At 68.1% G+C, this 12,734-nt stretch carries 12 protein-coding genes and 1 pseudogene; 10 read left to right on the forward strand and 3 right to left on the reverse strand.

Annotated elements, in window-relative coordinates; all coding sequences use genetic code 11:
* Nucleotides 1-8: 8 nt before the first annotated feature.
* The 10 genes from bamA (at nucleotide 9) to CCZ27_RS08615 (ending at nucleotide 9,704) form a co-directional block, all read left to right on the forward strand.
* Nucleotides 9-2,372: an outer membrane protein assembly factor BamA gene (gene bamA, locus CCZ27_RS08570; RefSeq protein WP_096447337.1), complete on the forward strand. Its 2,364-nt coding sequence runs from the start codon at nucleotides 9-11 to the stop codon at nucleotides 2,370-2,372.
* A 35-nt stretch (nucleotides 2,373-2,407) separates the two neighbouring features.
* On the forward strand, nucleotides 2,408-2,908 hold the full coding sequence (locus tag CCZ27_RS08575; protein WP_096447339.1) for an OmpH/Skp family outer membrane protein: 501 nt from the start codon (nucleotides 2,408-2,410) through the stop codon (nucleotides 2,906-2,908).
* Nucleotides 2,909-2,923: 15 nt separating this feature from the next.
* On the forward strand, nucleotides 2,924-3,970 hold the full coding sequence (gene lpxD, locus CCZ27_RS08580) for a UDP-3-O-(3-hydroxymyristoyl)glucosamine N-acyltransferase (RefSeq protein ID WP_096447341.1): 1,047 nt from the start codon (nucleotides 2,924-2,926) through the stop codon (nucleotides 3,968-3,970).
* Between the two features lie 5 nt (nucleotides 3,971-3,975).
* The gene (fabZ, locus tag CCZ27_RS08585; RefSeq protein WP_096447343.1) at nucleotides 3,976-4,410 is read left to right on the forward strand and encodes a 3-hydroxyacyl-ACP dehydratase FabZ; all 435 of its coding nucleotides are present in this window, start codon (nucleotides 3,976-3,978) and stop codon (nucleotides 4,408-4,410) included.
* A complete protein-coding gene (gene lpxA / locus CCZ27_RS08590) occupies nucleotides 4,407-5,177 on the forward strand; it encodes an acyl-ACP--UDP-N-acetylglucosamine O-acyltransferase (protein WP_096447345.1) in 771 nt (256 codons plus the stop codon). The genes fabZ and lpxA overlap by 4 nt, the downstream gene beginning before the upstream one ends.
* A gap of 16 nt (nucleotides 5,178-5,193) precedes the next feature.
* Nucleotides 5,194-6,348, forward strand: coding sequence for a lipid-A-disaccharide synthase (gene lpxB / locus CCZ27_RS08595; protein ID WP_232516606.1), 1,155 nt, complete (start codon nucleotides 5,194-5,196; stop codon nucleotides 6,346-6,348).
* Nucleotides 6,321-6,908, forward strand: coding sequence for a ribonuclease HII (gene rnhB, locus CCZ27_RS08600; RefSeq protein ID WP_096447349.1), 588 nt, complete (start codon nucleotides 6,321-6,323; stop codon nucleotides 6,906-6,908). Before lpxB ends, rnhB begins: the two co-directional genes overlap by 28 nt.
* A complete protein-coding gene (locus CCZ27_RS08605) occupies nucleotides 6,905-7,717 on the forward strand; it encodes a TrmH family RNA methyltransferase (RefSeq protein WP_096447351.1) in 813 nt (270 codons plus the stop codon). The genes rnhB and CCZ27_RS08605 overlap by 4 nt, the downstream gene beginning before the upstream one ends.
* Before the next feature lie 66 nt (nucleotides 7,718-7,783).
* Nucleotides 7,784-8,569: a peroxide stress protein YaaA gene (yaaA, locus tag CCZ27_RS08610; protein ID WP_096447353.1), complete on the forward strand. Its 786-nt coding sequence runs from the start codon at nucleotides 7,784-7,786 to the stop codon at nucleotides 8,567-8,569.
* Nucleotides 8,570-8,576: 7 nt separating this feature from the next.
* Nucleotides 8,577-9,704 carry a M14 family metallopeptidase gene (locus tag CCZ27_RS08615; protein WP_096447355.1) on the forward strand — a complete coding sequence of 376 codons (1,128 nt, stop codon included), beginning with the start codon at nucleotides 8,577-8,579 and terminating at the stop codon, nucleotides 9,702-9,704.
* A 27-nt stretch (nucleotides 9,705-9,731) separates the two neighbouring features.
* Here CCZ27_RS08615 and hpnE read toward each other — a convergent pair whose 3' ends face one another.
* From hpnE to hpnC, 3 genes and pseudogenes are all read right to left on the reverse strand, one after another.
* Nucleotides 9,732-11,054 (reverse strand): hydroxysqualene dehydroxylase HpnE, encoded by a 1,323-nt coding sequence (gene hpnE, locus CCZ27_RS08620; protein ID WP_096447357.1) that lies wholly within the window; start codon nucleotides 11,052-11,054, stop codon nucleotides 9,732-9,734.
* Between the two features lie 4 nt (nucleotides 11,055-11,058).
* Nucleotides 11,059-11,891: pseudogene (gene hpnD, locus CCZ27_RS08625) on the reverse strand (presqualene diphosphate synthase HpnD).
* Nucleotides 11,888-12,733 carry a squalene synthase HpnC gene (gene hpnC, locus CCZ27_RS08630; protein WP_096447359.1) on the reverse strand — a complete coding sequence of 282 codons (846 nt, stop codon included), beginning with the start codon at nucleotides 12,731-12,733 and terminating at the stop codon, nucleotides 11,888-11,890. The pseudogene hpnD and the gene hpnC overlap by 4 nt, the downstream one beginning before the upstream one ends.
* Nucleotide 12,734 lies beyond the last annotated feature (1 nt).

Here is a 12,734-nt window from a genome sequence, read left to right on the forward strand (position 1 = left end):
ATACCTGAATGAATCGCAAGCTCCTGCCCGGGCTGATAATGGCCCTTTTTGCCGCTGCGCCGGCGTTCGCCTTCGATCCCTTCGTCGTCAAGGACATCCGGGTCGAAGGAATCCAGCGCACCGAGGCAGGAACGGTGTTCAACTACCTCCCGGTGCGGGTCGGCGACCGTTTCGACGAGGCACAGGCGGCCGAAGCCATCCGCGCGCTTTTCGCGACCGGATTCTTCAGCGACGTGCGCATCGAAGCCGAGAACGACGTCATCGTGGTCGTCGTCGATGAGCGTCCGGCCATCGCGCAGATCGATTTCGTCGGCGTGAAGGAATTCGACAAGGAAGCGCTGAAGAAGGGCCTGCGCGAAGTGGGGCTCGCGGAATCCCGCATCTTCGACCGCGCGCTGCTCGAGCGCGCCGAACAGGAACTGAAGCGCCAGTATCTGTCCCGCGGCAAGTATTCGGCCACCATCACCACCACCGTGACGCCGCTCGAGCGCAATCGCGTCGGCATCAATTTCGCGGTGGACGAAGGCGACGTCGCGAAGATCCACGAGATCAGGATCATCGGAGCAAAGGCTTTCGACGAGGACGACCTGATCGCTCAGATGCAGCTCACCACGCCGGGCTGGCTGACGTGGTATACGAAGAACGACCAGTATTCTCGCCAGAAGCTTTCCGCGGACCTGGAAACGCTGCGTTCCTTCTACCTCAACCGGGGTTATCTGGATTTCAACATCGACTCCACCCAGGTGTCGATCACGCCGGACAAGAAGGACATCTACATCACCCTGAACATCACCGAGGGTGAGAAATACTCGGTGACGGGTGTGCGCTTCACCGGCGACCTGATCCTCCCCGAGTCCGAATACCTGGCGATGGCGAAGATCAAGCCGGGCGAAACCTTCTCGCGCGAAAGGCTGACCGAGACGACGAAGGCGATCACCGACCGGCTAGGCAACGAGGGTTATGCCTTCGCCAACGTCAATGCCGCGCCGGAAGTCGACAAGGACAAGCGCGAGGTCGCCTTCACCATCTTCGTCGATCCAGGCCGGCGCGTGTATGTGCGGCGCATCAACGTGGGCGGCAACACCAAGTCGCGCGACGAGGTCGTGCGCCGCGAGATGCGCCAGATGGAAGGCGCGTGGTACGACGCGGCGGCGATCAACCGTTCGCGCACCCGGGTGGACCGGCTCGGCTTCTTCGACGAGGTGAACGTCGAGACGCCCGCTGTGCCCGGCACGACCGACCAGGTGGACGTCAACTTCACCGTCAAGGAGCGTCCGACGGGGAACCTGATGCTCGGCGCCGGCTTCTCGAGTTCGGACAAGGTGGTGCTGTCGGCATCGGTCTCGCAGCAGAACCTGTTCGGCAGCGGCAACGCGCTGACGCTGGGCTTGAACACCAGCCGCTCCGGCCGCACGCTGGCGCTGTCGTTCACCAACCCGTACTACACCGTCGATGGCGTCAGCCTGGGCTGGGATCTGTACCACCGCACCTACGATCCCACCGAGAGCTACACGGTGTCGCCGTACAAGACCGTGTCGACCGGCGCCGGCCTGCGCCTGGGCTACCCGATCGCGGAAGACGACCAGATCAACTTCGGCCTCACCGTGGACCGGACGCGGGTGACCACCTTCACCGACAGTCCGCTGCGCTACAAGGAATTCTGCGTCGATTTCGGCTGCAGCTCGGGCAGTTCCAACCCGTCCGACGCCAACTACGGCGTCGGCGACGTCACGGTCAACAGCCTGCTGCTCAGCGCCGGCTGGGCGCGCGACACGCGCGACAGCGCCATCTACCCGCGCAAGGGCGTGTACCAGCGTGTCTATGGCGAGGCGGCGATCCCGCCCGGCAAGCTCAAGTACGCCAAGATCAACTATCAGTACCAGCACTGGTTCCCGTTCGGCCGCGACTATGCGCTGATGCTCAATGGCGACGTCGGCTGGGCGAAGGGCTTTGCCGACAAGCCGGTCCCGTTCTACAAGAACTTCTACGTCGGCGGTATCGGCTCGGTGCGCGGCTACGAACAGAGTTCGATCGGCGTGAAGTTCCGCGATACCGACGGCGACCTCACTTCCACCGGCGGTACGCGCAAGCTCGTCGGCAACGCGGAATTCTATTTCCCGCTGCCCGGCTCGGGCACCGACCGCTCGTTCCGCGTCTCGGCCTTCATGGATGCCGGCTACGTCTGGGGTAACGATCCGGAGACGGGCAAGGAGGAAAAGATCAGCCTGAGCGACTTGCGCTACAGTACGGGCCTTGCCTTCTCGTGGAGTTCGCCGGTGGGTCCGCTGAAGTTCAGCCTGGGTTTCCCGCTCAAGAAAGAGAAGGACGACAAGACGCAACGCTTCCAGTTCCAGTTGGGCAGCGTGTTCTGATAGCGTCATCGAAAGCGTAATTTCCGGAGGTTTTTGTGAAAGTCAGCACCCTCACTCTGGTTGCGGCGGCCCTGGTCGGTGTTTCCCAGACCGCGGCGGCGGAGACCAAGATCGGTTTCGTCAATTCCGACCGCGTGATGCGCGAAGCCGGGCCGGCCGTGCGCGCCCAGCAGCGGCTGGAGAAGGAATTCGAGAAGCGCGACCAGGAATTGCAGCGCATGGCGAAGGATCTCCAAGGCATGCAGGAAGAACTCGAGCGCAACGGCACGACGATGGCCGAGACCGACCGCCGCACCAAGGAGCGGGCGCTCAACGACCTGAATCGCGACTTCCAGCGCAAGCAGCGCGAATTCCGCGAAGACCTGAACCAGCGCCGCAACGAAGAACTCGCGTCGGTGCTCGAGCGTGCGAACCGGTCGGTGAAGCAGATCGCCGAGTCCGAAAAATTCGACATCATCTTCCAGGAGGCGGTGTACGCCAGCCCCCGCATCGACATCACCGACAAGGTCATCAAGGCCCTGTCCGAGAGCAAGTAATCCGCGGTCTCGGGCATGTTCCGGCTCGATGAACTGGTCGCCCGCCTGGGAGGCGAGCTTGTCGGCGACGGTGCCCTGGTCGTGCGCCGAGTGGCGACGCTGGACCAGGCAGGGGAGGGCGATCTGGCCTTCCTCGCCAATCCGAAATACCTGTCGCGGCTGAAGTCGAGCCGGGCCGCGGCGGTGATCGTCGGCCACAAGGCACGCGACGCGGTGACCGACCGTCCGCGCATCGTCGCGGACGACCCCTATCTCTATTACGCGCAGGTCGCATCCGTCTTCAATCCGCCGCCGCCGCCCCGTCCGGGCGTGCACCCGCTCGCCGCGGTGTCGTCCCCGGTGCCGGCCTCCGTGCAGATCGACGCGGGTGCGGTCGTCGAGGCTGACGTCGAGATCGGCGATGACGTCGTGATCGGCGCGGGCTGCAGCATCGGGCAGGGCGTTCGCATCGGCGCCGGCACCCGGCTCGCGCCGCGCGTCGTCGTCTATGCCGGTTCGGTCATCGGCCGCGACTGCATCGTGCATTCCGGCGCCGTCATCGGCTCCGACGGCTTCGGCTTCGCCCGCGAGCAGAACGGCCGCTGGATCAAGATCCCGCAGATGGGACGGGTCGTGATCGGCGACGACGTCGAGATCGGGGCCAACACCACGATAGACCGCGGCGCGCTCGACGACACCGTGATCGGACGCGGCGCCAAGCTCGACAACCAGATCCAGATCGCACACAACGTGCAGATCGGCGAGGACACCGCGATCGCCGGCTGCGTCGGCATCGCCGGCAGCACCACGATCGGCGCCCGCTGCATGATCGCCGGCGGCGTCGGCATCGCCGGCCACTTGACGATCGCCGACGACGTGGTGGTGTCCGCCGCGACGGTGGTCGTGAAGTCCATCCACAGACCCGGGGTTTACACCTCGACGCTGCCGCTCCAGGCCCACGCCGACTGGGTGAAGAACTTCTCCCACCTGCGCCACCTCGATGCCCTGGCCGAGCGCGTCCGCGCCCTGGAGCAGGAGGCGCAGCGTCTTCCCGACAAGAATTCCGACCAGACTCCAGGCTGAACATCATGGACATCAACGAGATTCTCCAGTACCTGCCGCACCGTTATCCCTTCCTGCTGGTGGATCGCGTGCTGGAACTGGAGCCGGGCAGGCGCATCCTCGCATTGAAGAACGTGACGATGAACGAGCCGTTCTTCCCCGGCCATTTCCCGCATCACCCGGTCATGCCGGGCGTGCTGATCATCGAGGCGATGGCGCAGGCGGCCGCGCTGCTGTCGTTCAGGAGCACTGGCGTGAAGCCCGACGAGAACAGCGTCGTGTATTTCGCCGGCATCGACAACGTGCGCTTCAAGCGTCCGGTGGTGCCGGGCGACCAGTTGCTGTTCGACATGACGATCACCCACGCGAAGCGCAACATCTACAAGTACAAGGGCATCGCGCGCGTCGACGGTGAAGTCGCCACCGAGGCCGAACTGATGTGCGCGATCAGGAACCTATGATCCATCCGACCGCAATCGTCCATCCGGCGGCCAGGCTCGGCGCGAATGTCGAGGTCGGCGCATATTCGATCATCGGCGAGCACGTCGAGATCGGCGACGGCACGCGCATCGGCCCGCATGTCGTGATCGAAGGGCGCACCCGCATCGGCCGCGACAACGAGATCTTCCAGTTCTGCTCGATCGGCGCCCAGCCGCAGGACAAGAAGTATGACGCCGAGCCCACCCGGCTCGAGATCGGCGACCGCAACACGATCCGCGAATTCTGCTCGTTCAACGTCGGCACCAGCCAGGACGCGCACGTCACCCGCATCGGCAACGACAACTGGATCATGGCCTACGTGCATGTCGCGCACGACTGCCAGGTCGGCGACCATACGATCTTCGCCAACAACGCCACGCTGGCGGGCCACGTCCACGTGGGCGACTGGGCGATCCTGGGCGGCTTCACCGGCGTGCATCAGTTCTGTCGAGTGGGTGCGCACAGCTTCTGCGGAGTGGGCACCGTGCTGCTGCAGGACCTGCCGCCGTTCGTGACCGTGTCGGGCAATCCGGCCACGCCGCACGGCATCAACAGCGAGGGGCTGCGCCGCCGCGGCTATTCGGCCGACGGCATCGCGGCGATCAAGCGCGCCTACCGCGCCCTCTACCGGTCGGGCCTGTCACTGGAGGAGGCGCGCCAGCGCACGGCCGAGATCGCGGCCGAGCAACCCGAGGCGGCGCCGTTCGCGGAATTCATCGCCGAATCCGGTCGCGGCATCGTTCGCTGACGTCATGCGGATTGCCATGGTTGCCGGCGAAGCCTCCGGCGATCTTCTTGCGAGCCACCTGATCCGCGCGATCAAGCGCCATGTCCCGCATGCCGAGTTCTTCGGCATCGGCGGCCCCAAGATGCAGGCCGAGGGTTTCGACGTACGCTGGCCCTGCGAACTGCTGGCGGTGCATGGCTACGTCGATGCACTGAAGCGGTACCGCGAGCTGTCCGGCATCCGCCGGACCCTGCTGTCGCAGATCCGGCGGGAACGGCCGGCGGCCTTCATCGGCGTCGATGCGCCCGACTTCAACCTGTGGCTCGAAGGCAAGATCAAGCACGCGGGCATCCCCGCGATCCACTTCGTCAGTCCGTCCATCTGGGCATGGCGGGGCGGCCGCATCGAGCGCATCGCGCAGTCGGTGACGCGCATGCTGTGCCTGTTTCCCTTCGAGCCCCAGATCTACGAACGCGCAGGCGTGCCGGTGAGCTACGTCGGCCATCCGCTGGCGGACGTGTTTCCCTTGCAGCCGGATCGCGCCGCGGCGCGGGAACTGCTCGGCCTCAACAGCAAGCGCAAGGTGATCGCGCTGCTGCCCGGCAGCCGGCAGTCGGAGGTGAACAACCTGGCCGACACCTTCATCGCCACCGCCAAGCTGCTGCTGTCGCGGCGGCCGGACATCACCTTCCTGGTTCCGCTCGCGACGCGCGAGACGAGAGCGCTGTTCGAGGAAGCGATGCGCCGCAACGAGGCCGGCGAACTGCCCATCCGCATGCTGTTCGGCCATGCGGTGGATGCGATGACCGCGGCGGATGCGGTCCTCGTCGCGAGCGGTACCGCCAGCCTGGAGGCGGCGCTGCTCAAGCGCCCGATGGTGATCACCTATCGCATCGGCAAATGGCAGTACCGGCTGATGAAGCGCCTGGCCTACCTGCCGTGGGTGGGCCTGCCCAACATCCTGTGCAACGAGGCCATGGTGCCGGAACTGCTGCAGGAGGATGCCTCGCCGGACAAGCTGGCCGACGCCCTCGAAGCCTGGCTCGCCGATGCCGCGGCGGTCGAACGGCTGGTCGAGCGGTTCACCGAACTGCATCTCGCCCTGCGCCAGAACACCGCGGAGAAAGCGGCGGCCGCCATCCTGCCCTACCTGACGGACACCGAATGGAAAGCTTCGCAGCAGCCGGCCTGATCTGCGGGGTCGATGAAGCGGGCCGCGGCCCCTTGTGCGGCCCCGTCGTCGCGGCAGCCGTCGTGCTGGACCCGGCGCGGCCGATCGACGGGCTGGCCGACTCCAAGAAGCTGTCCGAGCGCGCCCGCGAACGCCTGGCGCCACTGATCCGCGAGCGGGCGCTGGCCTGGGCGGTGGCCGAGGCATCGGCCGAGGAGATCGACCGCCTCAACATCCTGCACGCCACGATGCTGGCCATGCAGCGCGTGGTCGCGGCGCTCGGCGTGGCACCGCACGAGGTCCGCATCGACGGCAACCGCTGCCCGGCGCTGCCGTACCCCGCGCGCGCCATCGTCAAGGGCGACGCCACCGAACCCTCGATCTCGGCCGCCTCCATCCTGGCCAAGACCGCGCGCGACGAGACGATGCGGCTGCTCGACAAGGCTTTCCCGTACTACGGACTCGCTGCCCACAAGGGCTACCCGACCACCGCGCATCTGGCGGCCATCGAGCGTCACGGCGTGGCCGACTTCTATCGCCGCAGCTTCGCGCCGGTGCGGCGCATCCTCGAATCGCGATGAGGCCCATCCGCTCGCGCGACAACGCCCTCGTCAAGCACCTGCACGCCCTCGCGACATCGGCGCGCGAGCGGCGCAAGACGGGCGAGACGGTGCTCGACGGCCCCCACCTGATCGCCGCCGCGCTGGACCACGCTTTTCCGCTGAAGCGGCTCGTCGTCGCCGAGACGGCGCTGCAGCGCGGGGAAGTCGCCGCGCTGCTTGCGCGCGCGCCGGCCGAGATAGAGCGCATCTGCCTGGACGACGCCCTGTCGTCCCACGTCAGCCCGGTGGATACGCCCTCCGGCATCGTCGCGCTGATCGACACCCCGCGGCCGCCGGACGGAGCGGGGCATGCGGAATTCTCCGGCGACGTCGTCGTCCTGGACGGCGTCCAGGACCCGGGAAATCTCGGCACCATCCTGCGCACCGCGGCGGCGGCCGGCGTGGCCGACGCGCTGCTCACCGAAGGCTGCGCCCAGGCGTGGTCGCCCAGGGTGCTGCGCGCCGGCATGGGTGCGCACTTCGTGCTGCGCATCCGCGAACAGGCCGATGCGCTCGCCTTGCTGGCCGGTTTCCCCGGGCCGCGGCTTGCCACCGCCCTTGCGCCGGGGGCGCGATCGCTCTACGAACTCGACCTCGCCCCTGCGGCCGCCTGGATGTTCGGCGCCGAGGGGCAAGGGCTGTCGCCGGCCTTGCTGAGCGCTGCCGACGGGCTGGTGACGATCCCGATGGGCGAGGGCGTCGAATCCCTCAACGTCGGCGCGGCCGCCGCCATCTGCCTGTTCGAGCAGCGCCGGCAGCGGCTGGCGCGCACCGCCGCCGGCCGTTGAGCGGACCGGCGCATCCGTTTGCTACCATCGCCATTCCCGTTTCCGCGTTCCTGCTTCCCTGTCCAGATGATCCTCGTCATTTCCCCCGCGAAGGCGCTCGACTTCGAGACCCCGCCCACCACCGGCCTGCACACCCAGCCGGACTTCCTCGACGATGCCGGGGAACTGATCGGAATCCTGCGGCAGCGATCGCCGGCCGAGATCGCCGAACTCATGTCGCTGTCCGATCAACTCGCGACGCTGAACGTGGCGCGCTATGCCAGTTGGTCGCGGCCGTTCGACGAGGGCAACGCGAAGCAGGCGGTACTCGCCTTCAACGGCGACGTCTATGCGGGCCTGGCCGCCGCGACGCTGGGCGAAGCGGACCTGCGCTGGGCGCAGGACCACCTGCGCATCCTGTCCGGCCTGTACGGCGTGCTGCGTCCGCTGGACCTGATGCAGCCTTATCGCCTTGAGATGGGCACGCGGCTGGCCAATCCGCGCGGCAAGGATCTGTACGCCTTCTGGGGCGAACGCATCACCGCCGGGCTCAACCGCCTGCTCGCCCGCGAGGCGGAGCAGGGGCGCGAGCCGGTGCTGCTGAACCTCGCTTCGGACGAGTACTTCAAGTCGGTCAAGGCCAAGGCGGTCAAGGGGCGCATCGTCACCCCGGTGTTCGAAGACTGGAAGGCCGGGCGTTACAAGATCATCAGCTTCTACGCCAAGCGCGCGCGCGGCCTGATGAGCCGCTTCGTGATCGAGAACCGCATCGACGACGTCGAGGCGCTGAAGGGCTTCGAGCGCGAGGGCTACGCCTTCGCCGCCGATGCGTCCGACATCGACAGGCCGGTCTTCCACCGCCGCCTCGACTGAACCGGCCATGCGCATCAGCTCGAACTTCGACTCCGGTGCCATCGAGGTCGTCAGCCTGGACGATCCGCAGGACATCCGCCTGCGCCTGCGTGCCGACAATGCCGCGGATTTCCGCCAGTGGTTCCACTTCCGCCTGCATGGCGGGGCCGGCACCGCGCTGCGCATGGTGTTCGAAAACGCGGGCGAGGCCGCCTACCCGGACGGCTGGCCCGGTTACCGCTGCGTGGCGTCCTACGACCGCCAGAACTGGTTCCGCATCCGCTCGACGCGCTACGAGGACGGCGCACTGATCGTCGAGCACACCCCGGAGCGCGATACCGTCCATTACGCCTATTTCGAGCCGTACTCGTTCGAACGCCACCTCGACCTGCTCGGCCGCGCCGACGACTCGCCCTTCGCCAGCCTGCGCAACCTGGGCGGCACGGTCGAGGGCCGCGACCTCGACATGATCGTGGTCGGCCGGCCCACGCCGGCACGCCGGCCGGTGTGGATCATCGCGCGCCAGCATCCCGGCGAGACGATGGCCGAGTGGTTCGTCGAGGGCCTGCTCGAGCGCCTGCTCGATCCCGCCGACGCGGTGGCGCGCAAGGTGCGCGAACACGCGGTGCTGTACATCGTGCCGAACATGAACCCGGACGGCTCCGTGCGGGGCAACCTGCGCACCAACGCCGCCGGCCGCAACCTCAACCGCGAATGGCGCGAGCCCGATCCCGCGGCGAGCCCCGAAGTCTTCCTGGTGCGCGAGGAGATGGAGCGCTGCGGCTGCGACCTGTTCCTCGACATCCATGGCGACGAGGCATTGCCCTACGTGTTCTTCTCCACCGCGGAGGAGGTGCCCGGCTTCACCGCCGGGGCGGCCGAGCGCCAGGCGCGCTTCATCGAGAGCTTCGCCGCGGTGAGTCCGGACTTCCAGACCGGGGAAGGCTACGAGCCGGGACGCTTCGGCGACGAACTGCTGACGCTGGCGAGCAAGTGGGTGGCCAACCGTTTCGGCTGCGTATCGCTGACGCTGGAAATGCCCTTCAAGGACAACGCCAACCTGCCCGATGGCCACAACGGCTGGAACGGCGCCCGCAGCAAGCGGCTCGGCGCCGCCATGCTCAACCCGGTGCTGCGCCACCTGAGCGCAGGCTGAGCCGCAGCGCCCGGCGCCGCACCGGGCTCAGCCGCCGCCCTCGAACCGGGCGACGATGGCCTGCGCGCAGGCCACGCCCGATCGCACCGCCGACTCCAGCGTCGCAGGGTAGTCCGACTCCACGTAATCGCCCGCAAGCCACAGGCCGGACAGCGGCGTGCGGATGTCCGGGCGGAACACGCCGGGCCGGCATGCGATGGTGGCGCGCTTTTCGATGATCACCTGCGACCACTCCGGCGCCGGCAGCCGGCGCCCGAGCTGGTGTTCGAGCTGGGCGTGGGTGGCGAGGATCAGTTCGTCGCGCGCCGTCTGCCCGTGCGCGCCGCTTGCGCTGATCACGCAGGCGACGAGGCCCTCGGGCCCGCCCAGGCGGCCGCGGTCGAAGGCCCATTGCGCCGGCCCGGCCGTGCCACCGCTGACGAGTCCGATCATCGTTTCGGGCAGTTGCTGGCCGCGGCCGAGCGCCAGATAGACGGTGACGATCGGCTCGTAGGGCAGGGCATCGAGCTGCGCGGCGAGGCGGTCGCAGGCGCCGGTCGACGCGAGCAGCGGCGCGGCGTGATACGGCGCGGTGGCGAGCACCACCTGCCGCCACGGCTGGCTGCCGGGGTCGCCCTCCAGGCGGAACCCGCCCTCCACCGGCTGGATCGCGGAGATGGCATTGCCGGTGCGCAGCGTGCCGCGGCGGGTGGCCAGGAAACGCGCTGCAGGCACGGGAAAGAGTTCGGAGAGATCGACGCGCGGAATCAGCAGTTCGCTGGCCGCGGCGCCGGAGGCGAGGGCGTCGCGCAGCACGTTGGCGAAGACCTGGGCGCTGGCCTCGGCGGCCGGCGTGTTGAGCGCGGCCACGCAAAGCGGCTCCCAGACCAGTTCGGTCAGCGCCGGCGTCTGGCGGGCGAGGCGCAGCAGCCCGGCCACCGTCGAACCCGGCGCCACCCGGAATCCATCGCGCTTCAGGCTGCGCATCAGGCGCAGCATCGCCACGCGGTCCGCCCAGCCCAGGCCCCGCGCGCGCAGCAGGCCGACGGCGAGATGGAAGGGCGCCGGCAGCCTGGCGGCCTGGAAGTGCAGCCGTCCCGGCACGTGCAGCGTGAGCGGCAGGTTCTCGAGCTGGCGCGGGGAACCCCCGGTCAGCCGCAGCAGGCGGGTGAGTTCGGCATAGGCGCCGATCAGGATGTGCTGGCCGTTGTCGACCTGCCAGTGCGTGTCCCTGGGCAGCACCCGCGCACGGCCGCCCAGCGTGTGCGAACGCTCGAACACGGTGACGTGCACGCCGCAGCGCGCGAGTTCGACCGCGCAGGCGAGCCCGGCGTAGCCGGCTCCGATGACGGCGACCGCCGGCACGCTCACCGGCTCAGCCCCTGAACCAGGTCATGCCCGCCAGCCAGACCTTGCGCAGCGGCGTCAGCGAGGTGCGGCGATCCAGCACCTGGAAGCCGTCGGCCGCGATCTCGCGCAGCAGCGTGCGGTAGATCGCGGCCATCACCAGGCCGGGGCGCTGGGCCTTGCGGTCCACCGCCGGCAGGTGGGCGAAAGCCTGCTCGTAGAACTGCTCGGCGCGCTGCGCCTCGAAGGCCATCAGTTCGCGGAAGGCGTCCGAATAGCGTGCATCCAGGATGTCCCTGGCCGGAACGTCGAAGCGCTGCAGATCCTCGATCGGCAGGTAGATCCGGCCCCGGCGCGCATCCTCGCCGACGTCGCGGATGATGTTGGTGAGCTGGAAGGCCAGGCCCAGATCGTGCGCGTACTTCAGCGTCTGCCGGTCCTGGTAGCCGAAGATCTCCGCCGCCAGCAGCCCGACCACGCTCGCCACCCGGTAGCAGTAGAGCTGCAGGCCCTTGAAATCGAGATAGCGCGTCTGCGACAGATCCATCGCCATGCCGTCGATGATCTCGAGCAGTTGTTCGCGCGGCAGCTTGTGGGTGCCGACGACGTCCTTCAGCGCCTGCCCCACCGGGTGCGCCGGCGTGCCGCCGTACACCCGCGCCACTTCCTGGCGCCACCACTCGAGCTTGGCCTGGGCGATCGACGGGTCGTGGCACTCGTCCACGACGTCGTCGACCTCGCGACAGAACGCATACAGCGCGGTGATGGCCTGCCGCCGCCCGGGGGCAGGAACATGAAGCTGTAATAGAAGCTCGAGCCGCTCTTGGCCGCCTTCTGCTGGCAATAGTCGTGGGGATTCATGCAGGTTTCCAGTTGAAGGCCCGCCAGCCGATCCGCAGCCAGTCGCCCGCCCCCAGTGCCGGCCGGTGCCGGAACACGTCGTGGTCGACCGCTTCGATCCGTTCGAGGATGCGCAATCCGCCCAGCACCACCAGGCGCAGTTCCCAGCCGACGCGGCCGCGCAGCCGCTTCGCCAGCGGCGCGCCCTCGAGCATCATGGCGCGGGCGCGTTGCACTTCGAAGGCGAGCAGGGCGCGCCAGCCGGCGTCGGGGTCGAGGCTGCCGCCGGCGAGCCCGGCGATGGTCGCGTCCTGCACGCCGAAGCGCGCCATGTCGTCCTGCGGCAGATAGACGCGGTTCTTGCGCCAGTCGATGGCGACATCCTGCCAGAAGTTGATCAGTTGCAGGCTGGTGCAGATGCGGTCGGACAGCAGCAGATTGTCGGCCGTCGCCGCCTTGTACAGATGCAGCAGCAAACGCCCCACCGGATCGGCCGAACGCCGGCAGTAATCGCGCAGTTCGCCGAAATCGGCGTAGCGCGTCTTGCCCACGTCCTGGCTGAAAGCGTCGAGCAGGTCGCGCAGCAGTTGCACGGGCAGGCGATGTTCGCGCACGGCGGCGGCAAGGCGTTCGAACATCGGCGCCAGGCTCGCATCGCGCACCGCCTCGCCGCGCTCCATCGCATCGAGCGCCAGCCGGTAGTCGTGGAGCCGGGCCAGCCTCGCCACCGCCGGCGCATCGCCCTCGTCGGCGACGTCGTCGGCGCTGCGCGCGAAGTGATAGATCGCCTCCACCGGGCCGCGCAGCGACGACGGCAGCAGGATGGAGGCGACAGGGAAGTTCTCGTAGTGATCGACGGACATG

The sequence above is a fragment of the Thauera sp. K11 genome (assembly GCF_002354895.1).
Classification (GTDB): Bacteria; Pseudomonadota; Gammaproteobacteria; order Burkholderiales; family Rhodocyclaceae; genus Thauera; species Thauera sinica.

Bases quoted from the DNA above. Each gene is read 5' to 3' on its own strand.
- bamA (WP_096447337.1), top strand. From the start codon at position 9: ATGAATCGCAAGCTCCTGCCCGGGCTGATAATGGCCCTTTTTGCCGCT.
- lpxD (WP_096447341.1), top strand. From the start codon at position 2,924: ATGTTCCGGCTCGATGAACTGGTCGCCCGCCTGGGAGGCGAGCTTGTC.
- fabZ (WP_096447343.1), top strand. From the start codon at position 3,976: ATGGACATCAACGAGATTCTCCAGTACCTGCCGCACCGTTATCCCTTC.
- lpxA (WP_096447345.1), top strand. From the start codon at position 4,407: ATGATCCATCCGACCGCAATCGTCCATCCGGCGGCCAGGCTCGGCGCG.
- lpxB (WP_232516606.1), top strand. From the start codon at position 5,194: ATGGTTGCCGGCGAAGCCTCCGGCGATCTTCTTGCGAGCCACCTGATC.
- rnhB (WP_096447349.1), top strand. From the start codon at position 6,321: ATGGAAAGCTTCGCAGCAGCCGGCCTGATCTGCGGGGTCGATGAAGCG.
- CCZ27_RS08605 (WP_096447351.1), top strand. From the start codon at position 6,905: ATGAGGCCCATCCGCTCGCGCGACAACGCCCTCGTCAAGCACCTGCAC.
- yaaA (WP_096447353.1), top strand. From the start codon at position 7,784: ATGATCCTCGTCATTTCCCCCGCGAAGGCGCTCGACTTCGAGACCCCG.
- CCZ27_RS08615 (WP_096447355.1), top strand. From the start codon at position 8,577: ATGCGCATCAGCTCGAACTTCGACTCCGGTGCCATCGAGGTCGTCAGC.
- hpnC (WP_096447359.1), bottom strand. From the start codon at position 12,733: ATGTCCGTCGATCACTACGAGAACTTCCCTGTCGCCTCCATCCTGCTG.